This window comes from Roseovarius pelagicus (genome assembly GCF_025639885.1).
Lineage (GTDB): Bacteria > Pseudomonadota > Alphaproteobacteria > Rhodobacterales > Rhodobacteraceae > Roseovarius > Roseovarius pelagicus.
On record NZ_CP106738.1, the window covers coordinates 3,805,531 to 3,825,553 of the forward strand.

Annotated in this window: 22 protein-coding genes, 1 other RNA gene and 1 pseudogene; 9 read left to right on the forward strand and 15 right to left on the reverse strand. The window is 59.3% G+C overall.

Annotated elements, in window-relative coordinates; all coding sequences use genetic code 11:
- Positions 1-40: 40 nt before the first annotated feature.
- From dtd to N7U68_RS19795, 10 genes and pseudogenes are all read right to left on the reverse strand, one after another.
- On the reverse strand, positions 41-478 hold the full coding sequence (gene dtd / locus N7U68_RS19750; protein WP_263047931.1) for a D-aminoacyl-tRNA deacylase: 438 nt from the start codon (positions 476-478) through the stop codon (positions 41-43).
- A 57-nt stretch (positions 479-535) separates the two neighbouring features.
- Positions 536-1,438, reverse strand: coding sequence for a DMT family transporter (locus N7U68_RS19755; RefSeq protein WP_263047932.1), 903 nt, complete (start codon positions 1,436-1,438; stop codon positions 536-538).
- A gap of 74 nt (positions 1,439-1,512) precedes the next feature.
- On the reverse strand, positions 1,513-2,199 hold the full coding sequence (locus N7U68_RS19760; RefSeq protein WP_263047933.1) for a nitroreductase: 687 nt from the start codon (positions 2,197-2,199) through the stop codon (positions 1,513-1,515).
- Positions 2,199-3,317: a TFIIB-type zinc ribbon-containing protein gene (locus N7U68_RS19765; protein WP_263047934.1), complete on the reverse strand. Its 1,119-nt coding sequence runs from the start codon at positions 3,315-3,317 to the stop codon at positions 2,199-2,201. Before N7U68_RS19765 ends, N7U68_RS19760 begins: the two co-directional genes overlap by 1 nt.
- Positions 3,318-3,412: 95 nt before the next feature.
- Positions 3,413-4,534, reverse strand: coding sequence for an SPFH domain-containing protein (locus tag N7U68_RS19770; RefSeq protein ID WP_263047935.1), 1,122 nt, complete (start codon positions 4,532-4,534; stop codon positions 3,413-3,415).
- 21 nt (positions 4,535-4,555) lie between these two features.
- Positions 4,556-5,488 carry a DUF2927 domain-containing protein gene (locus tag N7U68_RS19775; protein ID WP_263047936.1) on the reverse strand — a complete coding sequence of 311 codons (933 nt, stop codon included), beginning with the start codon at positions 5,486-5,488 and terminating at the stop codon, positions 4,556-4,558.
- Between the two features lie 40 nt (positions 5,489-5,528).
- A pseudogene (locus tag N7U68_RS19780) lies at positions 5,529-6,726 on the reverse strand (toxic anion resistance protein).
- Positions 6,727-6,739: 13 nt separating this feature from the next.
- Entirely contained in the window at positions 6,740-7,636 is an 897-nt protein-coding gene (locus N7U68_RS19785; protein WP_165192675.1) for a 5-bromo-4-chloroindolyl phosphate hydrolysis family protein, read from the reverse strand.
- A gap of 341 nt (positions 7,637-7,977) precedes the next feature.
- A complete protein-coding gene (locus N7U68_RS19790) occupies positions 7,978-8,796 on the reverse strand; it encodes a TerC family protein (protein WP_263047937.1) in 819 nt (272 codons plus the stop codon).
- Positions 8,797-8,897: 101 nt separating this feature from the next.
- A complete protein-coding gene (locus N7U68_RS19795; RefSeq protein WP_165192671.1) occupies positions 8,898-9,689 on the reverse strand; it encodes a pseudouridine synthase in 792 nt (263 codons plus the stop codon).
- A 63-nt stretch (positions 9,690-9,752) separates the two neighbouring features.
- Between N7U68_RS19795 and N7U68_RS19800 the strand changes: the two genes are divergently transcribed.
- On the forward strand, positions 9,753-10,208 hold the full coding sequence (locus N7U68_RS19800; RefSeq protein ID WP_263047938.1) for a nucleoside deaminase: 456 nt from the start codon (positions 9,753-9,755) through the stop codon (positions 10,206-10,208).
- Between the two features lie 83 nt (positions 10,209-10,291).
- On the opposite strand, the gene N7U68_RS19805 is transcribed toward N7U68_RS19800, so the two are convergent.
- Positions 10,292-10,984, reverse strand: coding sequence for a metal-dependent hydrolase (locus N7U68_RS19805; protein WP_263047939.1), 693 nt, complete (start codon positions 10,982-10,984; stop codon positions 10,292-10,294).
- 195 nt (positions 10,985-11,179) lie between these two features.
- Between N7U68_RS19805 and gatC the strand changes: the two genes are divergently transcribed.
- From gatC to rpmG, 6 genes are all read left to right on the forward strand, one after another.
- Positions 11,180-11,467: an Asp-tRNA(Asn)/Glu-tRNA(Gln) amidotransferase subunit GatC gene (gene gatC, locus N7U68_RS19810; RefSeq protein WP_165192665.1), complete on the forward strand. Its 288-nt coding sequence runs from the start codon at positions 11,180-11,182 to the stop codon at positions 11,465-11,467.
- A complete protein-coding gene (gatA, locus tag N7U68_RS19815; RefSeq protein ID WP_263047940.1) occupies positions 11,467-12,957 on the forward strand; it encodes an Asp-tRNA(Asn)/Glu-tRNA(Gln) amidotransferase subunit GatA in 1,491 nt (496 codons plus the stop codon). The genes gatC and gatA overlap by 1 nt, the downstream gene beginning before the upstream one ends.
- 33 nt (positions 12,958-12,990) lie before the next feature.
- Positions 12,991-13,719 (forward strand): hypothetical protein, encoded by a 729-nt coding sequence (locus tag N7U68_RS19820; protein ID WP_308446156.1) that lies wholly within the window; start codon positions 12,991-12,993, stop codon positions 13,717-13,719.
- 51 nt (positions 13,720-13,770) lie between these two features.
- Positions 13,771-14,430 carry an N-acetylmuramoyl-L-alanine amidase gene (locus tag N7U68_RS19825; RefSeq protein WP_263049197.1) on the forward strand — a complete coding sequence of 220 codons (660 nt, stop codon included), beginning with the start codon at positions 13,771-13,773 and terminating at the stop codon, positions 14,428-14,430.
- 11 nt (positions 14,431-14,441) lie between these two features.
- Positions 14,442-14,848: RNase P RNA component class A (rnpB, locus tag N7U68_RS19830), an RNA gene on the forward strand.
- A 224-nt stretch (positions 14,849-15,072) separates the two neighbouring features.
- Positions 15,073-15,240 (forward strand): 50S ribosomal protein L33, encoded by a 168-nt coding sequence (gene rpmG / locus N7U68_RS19835; protein WP_007799108.1) that lies wholly within the window; start codon positions 15,073-15,075, stop codon positions 15,238-15,240.
- A gap of 69 nt (positions 15,241-15,309) precedes the next feature.
- Here the strand turns inward: rpmG and N7U68_RS19840 are convergent, their stop codons facing one another.
- From N7U68_RS19840 to N7U68_RS19850, 3 genes are all read right to left on the reverse strand, one after another.
- Entirely contained in the window at positions 15,310-16,080 is a 771-nt protein-coding gene (locus N7U68_RS19840; protein ID WP_263047941.1) for a class I SAM-dependent methyltransferase, read from the reverse strand.
- A gap of 135 nt (positions 16,081-16,215) precedes the next feature.
- Positions 16,216-16,935, reverse strand: a complete 720-nt coding sequence (locus N7U68_RS19845; RefSeq protein ID WP_165192657.1) for a Bax inhibitor-1/YccA family protein — start codon at positions 16,933-16,935, stop codon at positions 16,216-16,218.
- Positions 16,936-17,074: 139 nt separating this feature from the next.
- A complete protein-coding gene (locus N7U68_RS19850) occupies positions 17,075-17,284 on the reverse strand; it encodes a DUF1127 domain-containing protein (RefSeq protein ID WP_165192655.1) in 210 nt (69 codons plus the stop codon).
- A gap of 123 nt (positions 17,285-17,407) precedes the next feature.
- Here N7U68_RS19850 and N7U68_RS19855 point away from each other — a divergent pair, with 123 nt between their 5' ends.
- A complete protein-coding gene (locus N7U68_RS19855; RefSeq protein ID WP_165192653.1) occupies positions 17,408-18,283 on the forward strand; it encodes a LysR family transcriptional regulator in 876 nt (291 codons plus the stop codon).
- A 50-nt stretch (positions 18,284-18,333) separates the two neighbouring features.
- On the opposite strand, the gene N7U68_RS19860 is transcribed toward N7U68_RS19855, so the two are convergent.
- A complete protein-coding gene (locus N7U68_RS19860) occupies positions 18,334-19,296 on the reverse strand; it encodes an NADPH:quinone oxidoreductase family protein (RefSeq protein ID WP_263049198.1) in 963 nt (320 codons plus the stop codon).
- Positions 19,297-19,599: 303 nt separating this feature from the next.
- Between N7U68_RS19860 and N7U68_RS19865 the strand changes: the two genes are divergently transcribed.
- Positions 19,600-19,971 (forward strand): helix-turn-helix domain-containing protein, encoded by a 372-nt coding sequence (locus tag N7U68_RS19865; protein ID WP_165192651.1) that lies wholly within the window; start codon positions 19,600-19,602, stop codon positions 19,969-19,971.
- Positions 19,972-20,023: the final 52 nt, after the last annotated feature.

Here is a 20,023-nt window from a genome sequence, read left to right on the forward strand (position 1 = left end):
AGTTTTACAGGTTAAGATTTTTCGCGACTAGTTTGCGATTTTAGACATCGAGCCAAATCGTTACCGGGCCATCGTTGGTCAGGCTAACCTGCATATCCGCGCCGAATTTTCCAGTCTCGCAGGGAACGCCCTCTGCGCGCAGACTTTCGGTGAATAGCTGGTATAGCCGGTTGCCCTCGCTCGGTGGGGCGGCTTGGGAAAATCCGGGGCGATTGCCGCGCGAGGTATCTGCCGCCAATGTAAACTGACTGACCACCAGAGCCGTGCCTGCAATGTCGCGGACAGAGCGGTTCATTTTGCCTTCTGGGTCTGTGAATATTCGCAGTTTGGCGATCTTGGCTGCCATCGTGACGGCCGCCGTGTCATCGTCGTCCTGCATGGCGCAAATCAGGATCAGCAGACCGGGACCGGTTTCGCCAATGAGATGACCGTCCACATGGACGCGGGCTTGGGTCACACGTTGTATCAGAGCGCGCATTCGCTTGTCCTCTCGGTGTTTTTCCCTTGATGCGCCGACGTGCGAGCGGGCGCAAGGCTATCTTCGGAACACTTGCAAAGCCCGCCCGTCGGTCACCAGAATCCCGAGCGCAATCACACCAAAGCCTGCCATGGCAGTTGGGCCTAGGGTTTCGTTCAGGAACGCGCTGCCCAGACCGATGGCAAAGGGTGGTATCAACAAGGTGACGAGCATCAGGTTCGCGGCCCCGGCACGGGTCAGAATAGCGAAATACAGCATATAGGCGATGGCTGTGGACAGGATAGAAAGCCCCAGTAGTGCGGCCCATGTGCCACCCGACAGCGACAACTGCGGCGTGCCGTCCACGCATAGGGCAACTGGGGCCATGACGACGGCACTTCCCATAAGCATTCCCAGTGCGTTCATCTGGGGTGACTGGCCACGCAGGTGCATCTTGGCCCAGACACCAGCCAGTGAGTAACACAACGCCGCCCCAAGAATTGCCAGTTGCGCAAGGTTACGCAGATCAAGCCCGCCCAGCGTTTCTGGTCCCATGACGATGGCCACGCCGACCAATCCGAGCAGCGCGCCTATTACCTTGCGTGGGGTCAGACGCTCATCCGCCAGCAGCAGTCCGGCGACAACTGCGCCAAACACGGCGGTAGTGCCGTTGAGGATCGAGGCAAGGCCGCTTTCGATTTGGGTCTGACCCCAAAAAATTAGCGAAAAGGGCAGCGCGTTATTAAGTGTCCCCATCACGACATAAGCCCCCCAGACCCGCGGGCTGCGGGGCAGGCTCTGGCCTTGCCACCAGATCACGATAGCAAGAACCGGTATCGCCCAGACAACGCGATGTAGGGTGATGGTCAGCGGCGGCACTTCGCGCAAGACAAGCTCGGCAAAGAAGAATGACCCGCCCCAGACGGCAGCAAGGGCCAGCAACATTACAGTGGCAGCGGGTGTGAGAGAAGCTTGGGTCATATGGGCATCTAGAACCGGCCGACCCATGCAGGCGACCCGTTTCTTGCGCAAGACGCTACACGGTTTTACAAATCTCAGCCGCGCGGGTCGTAAATATCGGACAGGTCCGCCCGTTGGGTGCGAAACCCGTTAGCAGGGTGATCCGGGTCGGCATATCCAAAGGAAATGGCGCATAGGACGTTGCGGTCATCGGGCAGGTCAAAATGCGCCCGGATCATGGCCGGAAAGGCGGCAACCGATGCTTGAGCGATGGTGGCGACGCCCCGCGCGGTGGCCGCCAGGCAGAATGCCGTCACGAATCCGCCCGTATCCATTGCCGCATAGGGACCAAGGTCCGCATCGGCATGCACGATTGCGACATGCGGTGCGCCAAAGAGGTGATAGTTTTGCATGGTCTGGGCTGCACGCCCAGTACGATCGCCGCGCTCAATTCCTACCGCTTCGTAAAGTTGAAAGCCGCAGGTCCGGCGGCGTTCGCCGTAGGCCCCTTTATAGGCGGTCGGCCATGGCATGTCGGGGGCAGGTTCGGCCGCTTTTGCCGTTTCGACCAATGCAGTGCGGAATCTGTCAGTGGCCACGCCGTGTGTCACGGTCACCTGCCACGGTTGCGCATTGCACCATGACGGCGCGCGACCGGCGTCGCGGATGATTCCACTGATGGTCTCGTCAGGCACGCTTTGCGACAGAAAGGCGCGGCAGCTATAACGCGCAGTCAGAAGATCGCGCAGGATCGCGGCACGATCGGCGTCGTAATCTTTCATCACATCGCCCCTTCGTTCAGCGCCAGTGCAAAGCCGACGGCTCCGGCGATCAGAAGTCCGATCAAGACTGCAAAACCGATTTTCCACGCGGACCAGGGTCGTGCGCCCTGAACACGACCCGTGCGGCCATTGACCACGAACCGATAAGATTTGCCACGATATTTGTATGCGGCGAGCCATACCGGTAGCAGGATATGCTTGAACGTTACGTCATTGACCTGTGTCTGGATGTCGTGAATGCGCTGGCGGTCACCGCCGATATCGAACCTGACATCGCGCGTGATGATGCTGTCCATATGGCTGCGTGCCTGCACAAAGCCTTCTTCGAGAGGCACAGAGTAAGCCTCGGCGCGGAAACCTGCAAGGAATTCAGGGCGATAAGGTTCCAGCGCCCCGAGGTCCCATGGTTGCAGGCCGTCTGTGTACTGCTTTGGCAATGACCGCGAGGCAAGCACCAGTACGTCGTCGAAGAACCGCGCGACCCGGCCGGTAACGCCTCGCCAGCGCACCTTGGCCACGCGGACCTGCTGGCGTTTGCCATTGCGCATGACAGTGCGGGTTTCATAGTAGACAGTGCCGCGCTCGCCGCGGTAGGCGGATTTCGTATCGGCATCGAAGGTCCAGTAGGGCACATAGATGCCCTGTAGCTTGCGCCCCTTGCGGGCGTATTCCTGCAGGCCATTGGGGGCGAACCACAGTTTGCCAAGCCAATCGGTCATGGCGGCACGCGCGGTTTTTTCATCAAGGGCAAAGGGCAGCACACCACGCGGCTTAATATGGCGGCTGGTGCCTGTGTCTGTCACCACAGGGGTTGCGCAAAAGGGGCATTCGGCAGCGTGATGACCGGGGTCGAATTCGACCTGTGCCGCGCAATTGGGACATTGCAGAACCCGCGTTTCTTCCATGTCCTGATCGGGCAGATCGACGGCGATGGCACGATCAAAATTAAGCTCTGCCAAGGGATTGGCCCAAGGGCTGTCATCGGCGACAGGTTCGGTGTTGCCGCAGTGGTCGCACACCAATTGACTCGTTTCAGGAGAAAAGCGGAAATCCGAGCCGCAGTTATCGCAGGGGAAGCGGTGGGTTTCAGATGGCGTGTCAGCGACGGGCGAGGGCATAGTGTGGTTGTCCTTGGAATTTGAGTATTTTTACCAAGAAGAATGGCAAGGACCACGCGATCTGTCTGAAGACATATGCGCGGACCTTGCGAGGGTTAACCAGCGGGCGGGGGCGGCGGCATCACGGTAAAGAGCTGGGCCAGTTCGGCCACGTCCTCTGCTTGCAGCCAGCCGTCCTGTCCGGCGGTCCAGACGTGACTTTGTCGGGTCAGTTTGCCGTCACGCACCATGCGGCCCATGGCTGCCTTGGAGTAGGGGCCGTGAGTCTCGCCATTTTCTGCGATGTGCCATACACGCTCGACCGGCGGCGGGGGCGGCATCTGGGACGAGGGCGCGTTCGTGGCAGGGGCTGTGCCCCATGGGCCGCTCTGATCGGCCATCTGCTGCGCCATGGCAATGCCCATACCGGCGCCCATGCCCGCAGCCATGCCGCCACCAGCCGGGTTACGGGCGGCCTCTGTCATCGCCTCGGCGGCGCTATATTGAGTGTAGCGCCCCAGATCACCGGCCACCCCGACGGATGTGCGTTTATCCAATGCGGCCTCGACCGCGGGTGGCAGTGAGATATTCTCGATGTAAAGCTCGGGGATAGAGAGACCGTATCCGGCGACTGTCTGGCTGATTGCAGCGGCCACCAGCTTGCCCAGATCAGCGGTGTTGGCGGCCATGTCGAGGACCGGAATACCCGACGAGGCGATGACGCGGGAAAACTCCTGCACAATGATATTGCGGATTTGATAGCTGATCTCGTCCATGGTGAATTCGCCATCGGTGCCGACGATTTCCAGCAGGAATTTGGCCGGGTCAGCCACGCGCACGGAATAGGTTCCGAAGGCGCGCAGGCGTGTGGGGCCGAACTCCGGGTCGCGCAACATGATCGGGTTCTTGGTGCCCCATTTCAGATCGTTGAAACGGGTGGTGTTGACGTAATAAATCTCGGACTTGAACGGGCTTTTAAAACCATGATCCCAGTGTTGCAGTGTTGTCATGATCGGCATGTTGTTGGTTTCGAGCATGTAGAGACCGGGGGTGAAGACATCCGCCAGTTGCCCCTCGTGGACAAAAACCGCCGCCTGTCCTTCGCGCACGGTCAGCTTGGCGCCGTACTTGATTTCGTGTCCTTCGCGCTGGAACCGCCAAACCATCGTATCACGGGTGTCGTCGGTCCAGTGGATGACGTCGATGAATTCGCCGGTGAGAAAATCGAAAATACCCATCTGGTGATCTCCTGTTTGTAATTAGCTGGGGCCGATGCCGCGTTGCGCGATCAATTCGCGTAGTATCGGCCGTGCCTCTTCGGCAGTCATGCCGGGCGTCAGGCGGGGCGAGTAGAGCAGGCGCAGCAGTTCTTCGTCGTGGGTGGTCAGCAGCGCAAATTCATCGTCATCGTTAAAGATCGATGGTCGCGCGCGCGGGCTGTCGTTGGCGAGGCCAAGCCCTTGGGCGAGTTCCTCGTGGATGCACGAGCGGCGCATCAGGTCCGGGTGTTCCGCCCGGATAAAGGCGATGGCGCGGCGATAGGTGTGATCGTCCTTGGTGTCCGAGAACGCGACCACCAGACAGTGGATCGAGCGCGGCAGTGTCTGGAACAGCAGCACCGACGACTGGTTGATGTTGGGCACCAGTTGCTGAATGCGCGTCACAGCAGCGCCGCGGTCATCTTCGCCTACGATCAGCACGTGAAAATTGGCATCCTGAGTGGTGCCTGCCGAAATCGGGTGCCCGGTGATCCGTGCCAGACGGTCGGCATAGGCCACGACGTTTTGCACGTCGGTCTTGCGCTGTGCCTCGGGTACGGAATCGCCGAATTCGACCTTCATGCGTACCGGCGTCGTCCATTTGCGCAGCCCGCCCGCCTGACCGTTGGATCGGGCGAGGCCGCGATTGCGTTCGTATTCGTCATAGAATGCGATGCGTTCGAAATTGCGCAACAAATCGTTGTCGGAATAGGGGGTATCGACACCGCCACCACCGCTGCGCAGCAGACCCTGAGCCAGCAGGTTCGCCTGAACCCGACTGTAGTATCGCGCCATGTTCTGGCTGCGCACTGATGGGCCGGTGGCATGCGGAGTGGGAGTGGGTTTCAGGTTCGTTGGGCGCGCCTTTGGCGATGTGGACGGTGGTGTCACGGGCATATCGCACGCAGCCAGAGCCACGAGCCCAACGCCCATAACCGCCGCCCTTATGATCGCCACGATGCCCAAGCCGCGGTTACGCACCGGCTGCCGTGCCGACATTGTCACCGGTGCCGTCGCCGCGTGCCTTGGCCGATGCCAGCGTGTCGCGCAGATCGGCTTCCATCTTCTTGAGGTCGGTTTCGGCAGCGGCGCGGCGGGCCTTGCCCTCGTCTGCTATTTGCAGGGACTCCTCGATCGTGCCGATGAGGTCGGCATTGGCCTGTTTCACGGCCTCTATGTCGAACACACCACGCTCCATCTCGGTGCGAGATCATCTTGTTGCTCTCGCGCAGATTTTTTGCGTTCGCGGTCAGCAACTCGTTGGTCAGGTCGTTGGCATCACGAACGGCAGCGGCAGCTTCGGCAGAGCGTTGGATGGTCACCGCCTGTGCCAGCTGAGTTTCCCACAGAGGCACGGTGTTCACGAGGGTCGAGTTGATTTTGGTTACGAGGCTTTTGTCGTTTTCCTGCACCAATCGGATCGAGGGCAGGGATTGCATCGTCACCTGACGTGTTAGTTTCAGATCGTGCACCCGGCGTTCCAAATCATCGCGCGCGGCGCGAAGATCGCGCAGTTCCTGCGCTTTCATTACCTGATCTTTTTCGGGCGCCTTGGACACTTTGGCTTCCATTGCGGGGATGTCTTTTTCGTCCAGTACCCGCAGCTTCTCTTCGCCTGCCGCGATGTAGAGCGCCAGCTCGTCATAGAAGGCCAGAGTTTTCTCATAGAGCATGTCGAGCGATTTGATGTCTTTGAGCAGCGTGTGCTCGTGCTGGTGCAGATCTTCAGTCACCTTGTCGATCTGGCCCTGTACTTCTTCAAACCGTGCTGTGAACTTGGCGAAGGGGGCCGCACGGCCCAGCAGACGCTCCCACCATGTGCGTTTGCGCCGCACATCCAGTTCTGAGACGGAAAAGCCGCGGATCGTGGTAACGATCCCGCGCAGGCTGTCGCCCGCGGGGCCAACATCCTTGTTGCGCACGCCCTGAAGCATGGACTGTGAAATGACTTGTAACTCTGCCTGCGCGGCAGACCCGAAGGAGACGATTGATTGCGTATCCTCCATGTCGATCTCGCCCATGCGCTTCTTGATCGCATCGCTAAGGGGTTTGTCGGCATCCTTGAGTAACACGATATCAGTGGCGCCTTTGGGCTCTGGCAGCACGACGGCGCTGATCTCTTCGACTTGGGTCAGTGTGGCAGCGGCCTTTTGACGGACTGTGTCGGACATGTGATGTTTCCTCTCAACTCGGGGAATTATGCGTGAGGTGAACGCCTTCGCGCTCAAGGCGTTCGCGCAGCACTTCGATTTCGACCTCGAGATCACTGTGGCTGTCGCGTAGGAGTTTCTGGGTTTTGGCGTCGAAATTCGTCTCAAGATCGCGCAGCAGGGTGAGATAATCCTCTCGCGCCTGTTTATCGGCGCTGCGAGCATAGATATCCGCAAACTTGATCGTCGCATCACGCGCACCCATCAGATAGACGCCCATGTACTTGCGGGCGGCTGTCAGGTCGCGTGGGTCTTCCTCAACAGTGCGGAGCATATCGCGGACTGCGTCCTGAAACCGCTCCAGCCGGGCTTCGATCTGACGATCGCCCGCGCGTTTGATCGCGTCACTCATTGCCGCCAGATGGGCCTCGGCCTTTTCAACCGCACGAGCGACACGATCCGTCTGGAACTGGTCAATGCCTTCCATGCCTTTTGATTTCATCGGATCGATGCCGAACGAGAAAATATGCAATCCGGTGGTGACGCCGCCAAACAGCAGCGGCGCGACCAGACCGGGCTCGACCTTGTAAGCTGCGATGGCGATACCCAGACCGGCCAGCGCGGATGAGAACATCTTGCGCGGGATGCCGGGCGCGCGCGCCACCTTGCGACTGGCGAATTCGGCCTCGGCGCGCAAACCATCGCGCAAGAGCCACGCCGACAGGGCCAGTAGCCCCGCGGCGACAACGCCCAGCGTCAGTCCCGCCGCACCGGACGTGAGCGAGGTAAACAACACCAGAGCAGCCGGCAGGAACATCAGGTTCGACCGAGCACCTGCGGGGTCCACCCGTACAGATGCGCGGCGTGGTCCTGCGCCGTCAGATGCGTCGGATCCATCCGGGCTGAACTTACCACCGTATTTCTGGGCCATACCCGTCAAAGCCCCCCGAGAAAGCCGCTGGTCACACCCAGCATAAGCACAAGTAGCGCCACAAAACCGACTTTCTGCATTGTCGTTCTCCTTGCGATACTTCCTGACAGTCCACGCACGGCAGTTTGACTGTCTTCGGTTGCACGCGAAACCGATGAGACGACCATAGCAGCCAATGCAATCAATACCATGATTGCGCAAACCAATAAAAATGCACGTCCCATTCGGTATCTGGTTTCCGTTTCTGACCTTTATCGCCTTGGTTAAAACCTAAGTGATGGAGGGACTGGTTGCTAGGGGGAACCTGCGTGACCGGTCCCCCCTGTTTTCTGCGCTGCGATTCAGTGCGATTTACCGGCGCGACGTTCGGCGTTCAATTTTCGGGTATAGCCCGATTGGATGACTTCGACCGCAACCAGAACCACCACGCTGAAATAGAATGTCGTCTTGGACATTGGCACCACTTCGTAACCAAAGAACTTTAACGCCAATGTGTCGTCATGCATGGCATGCGCGGCCGCTTGCCCGGCCTCGCCTAACAAAACGACGCCGACGATCAGCAGGATGAAGAGGCCCAGAACCTCGTACATCCGGTTTTTCTCTAGAAAACGGGTGACTCCATCGGCCAGCACCAGCATCGCCAGCCCTGACAGGATGATCGCAAAGGCCAGAATCGGAAAGACATCCGTGATGGCTAGCGCTGACAGCACGGAATCGAACGAAAAGATCAGATTGGTGAGAACAATAAGCGCGATCACTTTGGCCGCCGATTTGCCTCCCTTATCTGCCAGATCGGCATTCAGATGCTCGACGCTCAGCATGTGTGCGATTTCCTGAACCGCCGTATGTATGATGAAAACACCTCCGAACACAAAAACGCAGGTGGCGAAATTCACCCCGCCCTCGATCACGCCGGTCCAGTTGAGTATGAAAAACGGCTCTGCCATCGCGTCGATCAGCCGGATCATCACGAACAGCAGCACCACCCGCAGCACAACCGCGATGATGATCCCCCACATGCGCACCGCCTTTTGCATGGCCACAGGTGCACGTTGCGATTCGATCGAGATGTAGAGAAGATTGTCAAAGCCTAGAACAGCCTGAAGAAAACATAGCATCAACAGATTGCCGAGGTTTTCAGCGGTCAGAAGGTCTGCCATCGGTAAGGTCCCCAAAGTCGTGTCACTTGATCATCGGTTTGACCCGGGAACGCGCCGGGTTGTCAAACCCTAACTTTGCTGGGGACGTGTCTGTTCCCGTGTCAGTCGGACCGACGCTTGCGCTTGGGTGTGGGGCGTTGTGTCTTTGGCTTGGCGCCCTTGTCCTCCATCCCCAGTTGGTCACGCATGACACGCGGGCGCACCTCTTCGACCTCGCCGGGTTTGAGCTGCGCCAGTTGGAACGGCCCATAGGAGACACGGATCAGACGGTTCACGGCCAGTCCGACGGACTCCATCGCGCGGCGCACTTCGCGGTTCTTGCCCTCGCGCAGCGCCACGGTGGCCCATGCGTTCGCGCCGGTCTGTCGGTCCAGCGTGACAGTCATGGGCTGAAAGCGTTCACCGTCCAAGGTTAGTCCCTGACGCAACGGTGCAAACGTGTCGTCCGTCGGGCGGCCTTTGACCCGCACGCGGTATTTGCGCAGCCAACCGGTGCTGGGCAATTCCAGCTTGCGTTTTATGCCACCATCATTGGTCAGCAGGATCAACCCCTCGGAACTGATGTCGAGCCGCCCGACACTCATCACGCGGGGCATGTCCTCGGGCAGTTCGTCAAAAATCGTTGCCCGGCCTTGTTCATCGCGGGCCGTGGTAACCAGCCCGGTTGGCTTGTGATAGAGCCAGAGGCGCGCGGGCTCAGGCGCATTTAACGGTTTGCCGTCGACGGTGATGCGGTCCTTGTCGGTCACGTTCAGCGCAGCGCGGTCAATCTTGACGCCGTTGACTGTGACGCGACCTGTCTCAATCAGTCGTTCAGCCTCGCGGCGGCTGGCGACACCGGCGCGGGCAATGACCTTGGCGATACGGTCGCCGGGAGGGGGCTTTTGGCTCATCCGCCCCGCTTAGCCGAAACGGGGCCCTTGCGAAAGCGCAGATCGTGCGGCAGGACAAGGCGCATGAGTTTTACCAGCCATATGGATATCGCCCTGACCGAGGCGCGCGCGGCGGCCCAACGCGGCGAGGTGCCGGTGGGCGCGGTGTTAATTGCGCCGGATGGGAAAGTGGTTGCGCAGGCAGGCAATCGGACCCGGGAATGGGCCGATCCTACTGCCCATGCCGAAATTCTGGTGATTCGTGCGGCCTGTTCTGCGCTGGGGTCAGAACGGCTGCCGGGGTATGCGCTCTATGTGACGCTGGAACCTTGCGCGATGTGCGCAGCCGCGATCGCCGCAGCGCGTGTGGCTCGGCTCTATTTTGGTGCGTCTGATCCCAAATCGGGCGGTGTTCTGCACGGTGCGCGGGTTTTTTCGCACAGCCAAAGCCACCATATACCCGAGGTGTATGATGGAATCGCAGCAGACGAAGCTGAAGGCCTGCTCAAGAGCTTCTTTTCCGCCCGCCGAGCGCAATAGGTTTTCGTGCCTCCGGCGGGGGTATTTTCGGCCAAGAAAAAGCGGATGGTTTTCACCCGTTCCAAATACCTGCATCTCTCTACCTAGATATCTATGGCCTCCATCACCTGAGGTTCGATTACACGGGTACCCGGCAGCGCGTTGATCAGCGTTTCGGCGGATTGTTCCAGCAGGGGAAATGTCCGGTAGTGGCAGGGAATTACCGTTTTGAAATTAAAGAACCTCTTGGCGGCGTAGGCGGCACGGCGCATGTCCATGGTGAAATGCCCACCGGCACACAGAATGCCAATCTCGGGCGTATGCAGGTCGTTGAACACCTTCATGTCCGCCATGACGTCCGTATCGCCGCTGACATAGATCGTGCGGTCTTTGTGTTCGATCATGTATCCACACTCGGTGCCCGGCACGTTGGGGCCATTGGCACCGCCAAAGCTGCTGGAATGCACAGCATGCACCATGGTGACATTCACGCCGCCTAGGTCAACTGTGCCACCCTTGTTAAATCCAACGGTTGCAATCTTCTCATGTTCTTCCCAATGAGACATAAGATCATACTGACCGACTACGGGGATATTCAGATTTCGCGCCAGATCCAGCGTGTCAGCGACGTGATCGAAATGCGCGTGAGTGAGCAGGATATGCGTGGCCCCTGCCGTGGCCGCTGTGTGCTGATCCTCGGCCAGCATCGGGTTGCCGGTGAGCCAAGGATCGATAAGCAGCACCTTCCCGCCGATCTCGATACGAAATGAGCTGTGTCCTAGCCAAGTGATTTTCATGGTTGCCTCCTATTTTGTGTCTCACTCTAGCGAATGGTGATCCGGAGAAAAGCAATCAGTGCCATAATGGACTGATCGTCCGACGCGGGCTTGACCCCAGTCGGGCTGGATGATCGCGCTTTACCGCACGCATGTGGTTGCGCGCCGCAGCGTCGAGGGATAAATGCAAAAGCCAGCAACGACCGGAGATTAGTCATGTCCATCGATCTGGAAACAGCCGCCAAGGTGGCCAAGCTCGCGCGCATCCGCGTCGAGAAGGAGGCGCTGCCCGCACTGGCGGACGAGTTCAACACGATCCTCGGCTTTATCGAGCAGTTGAGTGAGGTCGATGTGGAGGGCGTAGAGCCGATGGTCAGTGTCACGCCGATGCGCCTCAAGCGGCGGGTCGATACCGTGACCGATGGCGATCAGCAGGCGGCGGTGCTGTCGAACGCGCCAGATGCGCGCGAAGGGTTTTTTGCAGTTCCGAAGGTGGTTGAATAATGTCGGGTCTGAACACGCTTACCATTGCCGAGGCGCGCGACAAGTTGCGTGCCAAGGATATCACCAGCACTGAGCTGACCGAGGCATGTCTGGCGCAGATTGACACTGCCGGCGCATTGAACGCGTTCGTGCATGGCACAGCCGATCTGGCGCGCCAGCAGGCCGCGCGCGCGGATGAGCGTCTGCAGGGGGCTGATGAAACCCCAGCGATGTGTGGCATTCCGCTGGGCATCAAAGACCTTTTTTGCACCAAGGGTGTCGCCAGCCAAGCGGGCAGCGCGATCCTGAATGGGTTCCAGCCGGAATATGAATCGACGGTTACGCAGAACCTCTTTGATGCGGGCTCTGTCATGCTGGGCAAGCTCAACATGGATGAATTTGCCATGGGGTCGAGCAATGAGACCAGCACATATGGCAACGCGGTCAACCCGTGGCGGCGTGGCAATGACGATGCGGCCCTGACGCCGGGCGGATCATCTGGCGGCTCGGCCAGTGCGGTCGCTGCCGATCTCTGTCTCGGGGCGACCGGTACTGATACCGGCGGGTCAATCCGTCAGCCAGCGGCATTTACCGGAATTACCGGGATCAAGCCGACCTATGGTCGCTGCTCTCGCTGGGGGATCGTCGCATTTGCCTCTTCATTGGATCAGGCCGGACCCATGACCAAGGATGTCCGCGACGCCGCGATCATGCTTGAGGCGATGTGTGGACATGATCCCAAGGACAGCACCAGCGCCGATCTGGCCGTGCCCAATTTCGAGGCGATGCTGACAGGTGACATCAAGGGCAAGGTGATTGGCATCCCGCGCGAGTACCGGATGGATGGTATGCCGGACGAGATCGAAAAGCTGTGGGCGGATGGCACCGCGATGATGAAGGATGCGGGTGCGACAGTCCGCGATATCAGCCTGCCACACACCAAATATGCGCTGCCCACCTATTACGTGATCGCCCCTGCCGAGGCGTCCAGCAATCTGGCGCGTTATGATGGTGTGCGTTACGGTCATCGTGCGACATTGGCGCAGGGCGATGGCATTACGGAAATGTACGAAAAGACCCGCGCCGAAGGATTCGGCCCCGAAGTGCAGCGCCGTGTCATGGTGGGCACCTATGTACTGTCCGCCGGATTTTACGATGCCTACTACAACCGGGCGCGCAAGGTGCGCACGCTGATCAAGCGTGACTTCGAGAATGTGTTCGCCGATGGGATCGACGCGATCCTGACCCCTGCCACGCCGTCGGCGGCGTTCGGTCTGGGAGAGATGGCGGATGCCGATCCGGTGGCGATGTATCTCAACGATGTGTTCACCGTCACGGTGAATTTGGCCGGTTTGCCGGGTATTTCCGTGCCTGCGGGGCTGGATCGTCAGGGGCTGCCGTTGGGGCTGCAATTGATCGGTCGCCCGTGGGAAGAGGGCGACCTGCTGAATTGCGCCTACGCGTTGGAAGGCGCTGCCGGTTTTGTAGCCAAGCCCGGAAAATGGTGGTAGACCGCCCGCAAACAGCATGTTGCAGGACAAATGATGCATAAATTTTGTGGATTCGTTGCCGTCGCGGCATTGGCGGCTTGCGGAACGTCCATCCCCGAGAGTGGCCCCAACACTGGCGCTGGTGTCGGTTTTGGTAACTATGACGAGTATCAGGCCCGGCAGGATGCCGCATTGGCTGGTGATCCTGTACCTGCTCCCTCCGTGGTCAGTACCACGGCGCTGGATGGTACATCGGAAAGCGAGCAGATCGCGGCGCAGGCCCGCGCGGCGCTGGATAATGACGATCAGGTTGAAGAGCGCGCCGCCAATTCCGGCGAGCGGGTCGTTCAGGCCAGCCCGGATAATGCACCGCCTGCCGTGGTAAACAGTGTCGGCATTTCGAACGAGAATAATTTCGATGCGGTCGGCAATCAACGGACGATCGAGGATGACGCGGCGCGGATCGCGGTAAACCGGCAGCAATATCAGGTTGCCGCGGTCGAGGCGCTGCCCAGCCGTTCTGGCGGGCAGGGGGCCAATATCGTGGCCTATGCGCTTAAGACCAAGCATCCGGTGGGCACGCAGGTCTATCGCCGCGTTGGTGTGAACAAAAGCGGTCGTTACGCCAAGAATTGCGCAAAATACACCGGGCCGGATCTGGCGCAGATCGATTTTCTTGACAAGGGTGGACCCGAGCGTGACCGTCTCGGGCTGGACCCTGACGGGGATGGATATGCCTGTGGCTGGGATCCTCGCCCGTTCCGCAAGGCACAGGGCGGCTGATCCGGCGTGAGTCCTGATCTGCCCGAGGTCATCCAGCGGACTTCGCCCAACATGAATGCGCGGCGGGGTGGGGTGCGTCCCGACATCCTGCTACTGCACTTCACTAACATGGATACCGCCGAGGACGCGGTTGAGCGGCTCTGCGATCCAACTGTTACGCCGCCGGTATCGTGCCACTATGTCATCGCCGAAGATGGACGACTGTGGCAATTGGTGCCCGAGGAAATGCGTGCATGGCATGCCGGTCTGGGGTGCTGGGGGGCGGTGGACGAGGTCAATTCACGCGCCATCGGGATCGAACTGGCCAATCAGGGCGATCATCCTTTTCCTGACCCGCAGATGCGTGTGCTCGAGCGGCTTGCGCAAGACATCATGGAGCGTTGGGCGATCCCGCCCGAGCGGGTCATAGGCCATTCGGACATGGCGCCGGACCGAAAGGACGACCCCGGCCCGCGCTTTGATTGGCGTCGGCTTGCCTTGCGGGGGTTGGCGGTTTGGCCGCAACCGGGGGCGGATGCGCCGCTGAGCGCGTTTCGTGCGCTGACAGGGCGCATCGGCTATGGCGCTGCATTTTCCGACGCCGACGTGCTCAAAGCGGTACGCCTGCGCTATCGCCCGTGGGGGCGTGGGCCGCTTTGTGCGGACGATATGGCGGTGCTGGCGGATATTGCCGCACGCTTTCCCGTTGACCCCGGTGGGGCGGATGCTTAACTGAGCGACGCGCGGAGGGCCGGATGGCCGCTTGGACGGGTTTCGGCCTGTTTGGGAGGAAAGTCCGGACTCCACAGGACAACGGTGCCGGGTAACGCCCGGCCGGGGCAACCCGAGGGAAAGCGCCACAGAAAACAAACCGCGTCAGAGCAATCTGGCGTAAGGGTGAAACGGTGGGGTAAGGGCCCACCGCGGGGCTGGCAACAGCACCGGCATGGCAAGCCCCACCGGGAGCAATGCCAAATAGGGACCGCGCGCGGGGCTGGTCGGGCAACCGAAACCGCCCGCAGGCACGTCTTGGCCCGGCGGTCCGGGTTGGCAGCTAGAGGGGGATCGGCAACGGTGCCTTTAGATGAATGGTCATCCATGGGGACCTAGGTCCTCGGGACAGAATCCGGCTTATAGGCCCTCCGCGCAAATTCACCGACATGCCGGGAAACCTGCGAATTTCGCGCGCGTATGCGAGATGTGCGTGTCGAAATTGGGCCTGCGGGCATGTGAGTATTTGTCCAACGAAGAAAGCGAGCGCACTGCGTACGACATTTGCACAATCGTGGTTGACTCGGGCGCGCTGGCGGGTAAAAGGCGGGGTTCATACCGAATTCACGGGGCGGCTTGGCCCCCCGGCGCAGGAGAACACCAATGGCGAAGCCGACGACCATCAAGATCCGTCTGAACTCGACCGCGGGCACGGGCCATTTCTACGTGACCAAGAAAAATGCGCGCACCATGACCGAAAAGATGACGGTTCGTAAATACGACCCGGTTGTGCGCAAGCATGTCGAATACAAAGAAGGCAAGATCAAGTAAGATCACTGCTTGTCTGTCTGCCATGACAGATTTTGAAAGCCGCGCCTTCTGAGCGCGGCTTTATCTGTTCTACGCGCGCTTTTGCAAGTGCCAGACCTGCTCGCACGGATAGGCCTTGGCCCACTCTGCGGGGATGCCATATGCATCCTCTGTGGCGTTTTCAGGCGCGTATAGCTCTTGGTAGCGAACAACGCTAAAGCCGATCTTTTCAAACAGCGCCATCCAATCTGATACTGGCATGTTGAATTCGATCCCGCCGGGATCAACCGAGACTTCTGTGTAATCCTGCCGATTCATACCACGATAGGGAACGTGCAGAACCCGCTCGCAATCGGCACCACTGGGCGGAATGCACGCGACCATCAGCGGGTGATGGCCCAGAAAGACCAACCTGCCGCCGGGTCGCAGCAGGCGGTGTGCCTCGGGTAACCAAACCGTCGGGTCGCACCAGATCGCAGCCCCATATTCCGAGATGGCGAAATCGAATGCTGACGCCGGCCGATCGACGCTCTCGGCATTGCCGTGCGCAAAGTTCATCTGCGCACAGTGTTCTGCTGCCAGCCGCCGGGCGGTGTCCAGTTGTCCCTCCGACATGTCGATGCCCGTCACCCGCGCCCCACGTCGCGCCATCCACGCCGAAACATAACCGGTGCCGCAGCCCAATTCGATCGCGTCCATGCCTGTCATGTCCTCAGGCAGCAGCCGCAGGTCGTGCTCTGGCAGGCTCCATGCACCCCAATATGGTACATCGCTGGCCCAAGCGCGCGCGCCCTCAGCGGCCCAGTCAGAGGCCATTGCGTTCCAGTGATCCCGGTTGATCGTGACATGAGAATGGGTCATAGGGCGCTCCTGCATTCGGTGTGGCGAAAGGTTAGGTTCTCGCCGAATGTGATGCCAGCCAATTGATCAAATAATCGGCCCCACAAAAAAGCCGGTCACTATGGACCGGCTTTGGTTTTTGTTATGCGCTGCTGGTTATTCGCGATTGCCGAGAAGTTGCAGCAGGAACATGAACATGTTGATGAAGTCGAGGTAGAGACGCAGCGCGCCCATGATTGCCGACTTACCCAGCCATTCACTGTCGCCGTGATGCGCGTGCGCCAGATACTCGTTCTTGATCGACTGAGTGTCGTAGGCTGTGAGGCCTGCAAAGATCAGCACACCAATGATCGAAATCGCGAACATGATCGCCGGGCTGCCGATAAAGATGTTGATGATCGACGCCACGATGATGCCGATCAGGCCCATGATCAGAAAACTGCCCCAGCCAGAGATGTCTTTCTTCGTGGTGTAGCCCCAGAAGGACAGACCTGCAAAGGCGATTGAGGTTGTTAGGAAGATTTGCGCGATCGAGTAATCCGTGAAGACTACGAAAATGTAGCTGATTGAGACGCCCATAACAGCTGCGAAAGCATAGAAAAAGAGCTGTGCCGCTGCTGCCGATAGCTTGTTAATCACGGCACCGAAAGCAAAGACCATGATCAGAGGGGCGAACATGACAACCCAGCGCGTCATGCCTGTAAACAGTGTCTGCATCATGTATGCGTTGTTACCCACGGCCCAAGCCGCGAGGAATGTAAGAAGCATGCCCACGGACATGGTCCCGTAGACCTTGTTCATATGGGCGCGCAGCCCTTGGTCAATCTGGGCAGTGCGGCTGCCTGCCGCCGTCCGGATCGTGTCAAATTCAGCCATCAATGCCTCCGATATGTATGTTGGCAAGCCCCGTGGTGGGGCTTTGCCGTCAATATCGGGTGGGTGGCGCGCCAATTCAAGTGTTCATGTCACTTGATTGGCTGGGATTTTATCCAGACGGACGGCGTGCTTGCCGTGTTTAGCGTGCCCAGCGGCGCGGCAGGTCCCATGCGGGACGATTTGCTTCGCGTAGAGCAGCGTCACGGTTGATGCCGATATCGGCCAGAGCTTCCGGGCTGAGACCGGCGAGCGCACGGCGCGAGCGATAGAGCGCCACGAGTGTGGAGAAGGTCCAGCCATGCGTACGCGCTGGGTGGCAGGTGGCGTGGGAGTGAGAGACGTAGGTCATGGTCGTCCTTTCCTAAATGTGATGTTTCATGCTGGTTGCATTTCCTATGTTGATGTTAATGCCAGAAGGTGCTTAATATTGAAAATGAATGTTTATGGATGACATCATCAAGGAATGTGATGAATGCGTAATTTGGATATGACCACCCTCCGCTCTTTTGTCGCTGTCTCGGACCACGGCGGTGTCACCCGTGCTGCTGCTGCGCTCAACCTGACGCAATCGGCGGTGTCGATGCAGCTTAAAAGGCTGGAAGAGTTATTGGGAATTGACCTGATGGACCGCTCGAACCGTAAGATCGCGCTGACGGGTGCAGGTGATCAGCTACTGACCTACGCGCGTCGGCTGGTTGCGATGAATGATGAGGTGGTCGGACGGTTGACCGATCAGGTTTGGGAGGGCGAGATTAGTCTCGGGGTGCCGCACGACATCATTTACCCATCGATTCCACGAGTGTTGAAGCAGTTCAATGCAGCCTTTCCACGGGTTCGGGTGCATCTGACATCATCTTATTCCACGAACCTGATAGAGCTTTATGGACGCGGCGAAATCGATCTGATCCTGACCACCGAAAGCGTTGTTGGTCCGGGCGGTGAGACGCTGATTGAAATGCCGCTGAAATGGTATGGCGCGCCCGGCGGGGAGGTCTGGAAACAGCGCCCTCTCCCAATTGCGCATTGCCGAAACTGTCTGTTCCGGCCGGGGGTGATCAAGCATCTCGATGCTGTTGGGATTGACTGGGATCAGGCGATCGATTCGGATTCCGATGGCGCGATCGAGGCAACGGTAAGTGCCGATCTGGCCGTGACTGTAGGGCTGGAGGGCAGCGCACCACGTCATTTCGATCCAGTGCCGCATCAGGGCGCTTTGCCCGACCTGGGCAAGCAAAAGATCAACCTCTATGGCGCGCGAACGCCAAGGGATACGCTGGTGGAGCAGTTGGCCATCATGGTGCGGTCCGGGTTCGCGTCGCCCGCAGCCAAAGCTGTGAGCAGTGGTTGATCGCCCGTGAAGGGCTGCGATCCGCGTGCGCCCGATCGGATCATCTTGATCTATGAAACCGTCACGACCACTTTACCTGTGGATTTACGCGCGCGCAGGAGCGCCAGTGCATCGCTGGCCTGATCAAGCGAATAGGTATGACTGACATGTGGCGTGATGCGCCCTGCGCGGTGCCAGTCCAGCAAAGTGGCAAGCGATCCGGTCACGACCTCGGGGCGGAACGCCAGATACCCGCCCCAATACAGCCCCATGACACTGATATTCTTAACCAGCAGGTGGTTGGCGGGGATTTGAGGCACCTCACCGCTGGCAAAGCCAATCGATAGGATTCGCGCTTCGGGGCGGCAAGCGCGGAACGCGGCGGTGAACTGATCCCCTCCCACCGGATCATAGATCACATCGACGCCACCAAGTGCGCGGCAGGTTTCGCGAATATCATCTGTTTTCGCATCAATCAGGTGATCGGCACCCGCAGCCTTGGCGACGGACAGTTTGTCAGCGCCACGCGCGCAGGCGATCACCCGCGCGCCCATGAGCTTGCCAATTTCGACGGCTGTCAGGCCAACGCCGCCTGCAGCCCCCAGCACCAGCAGTGTTTCGCCGGGCTGCAACCGCGCCTTGTGATCCAGGGCGACGTGGCTGGTGCCATAGGCGATCTGAAAGGCGGCTGCACTGACATCATCCATCGCATCTGGCAACACCACTGCGCGGGCCGCGTCAAAACATCCGTACTCGGCCAGACCTCCGTGACCGCCGAACACGGCGACACGGGTGCCGACCGCAGGTGCCTCGGTGTCCGGGCCGATGGCATCAACCGTACCCGCCACCTCCATGCCCAGCGTGAAGGGCAGGGCGGGGGTATCCTGATACCTGCCCGTCATCATCAGCAGATCGGCGAAGTTCAACCCGCAAGCATGAATACGCAACCGTATCTGCCCCGGTCCGGGTGTCGGCACAGGACACTCGACGATCTTTGGCGGGCTCTCGAAAGAAGTTATGTGAAAGGCGCGCATGGGAAATCTTTCGACGGTAGGCAGTTGAAACAGGAACGTGCCGACCGGACGTAATCTCATGGCATAACGCTGTCAAACCCTTGGCCACAGCAGGAGCTGAATACGTTTACGTATGGTTTCTCCCTAAAATTGTTCACAACTTGATCAAATAACTCGCCAATTGCGATACTTCTTGTATATTGAGACTAGGATGGTACCATCCCTCGACTGACAAAAGGTCGTGCGGAATTGATGCTTGAGTAATAGTAAACCTGCCACAGTAATGTACCGCACAGGGCAGGACACAGTAGGAAGGACGTTGTAATGCCCCATCCAGTAGACATGCACGTAGGCAAACGAATCCGGCATCGCCGTTGGCTGGTTGGCATGACCCAGCAGCAGCTGGCCGAAAGCGTTGGAATAAAATTTCAGCAGATTCAGAAATACGAAACCGGCGCAAATCGAGTCAGCGCATCGCGCTTATGGGATATCGCCGCATCAATGGATGTCGATGTCAGCTTTTTCTTCGAGGGAATCGAGGCGCAACAGGTCGACGCGCAAGCGGCCGGCGCAGGCCCATCGGATATCTTGGGTGATAAAGAGGCGCTTGATCTGGTGCGTTCCTACTACGCTATCCCGGAAAACCAGCGCCGCCGTCTGTTTGATCTGGCGCGGGTGCTGAGCGACGTCGCTTGAGTTGACGTGCGGGCCGGGCTACTCGTGTCGTCGTTGACGACATGGGGAGTAG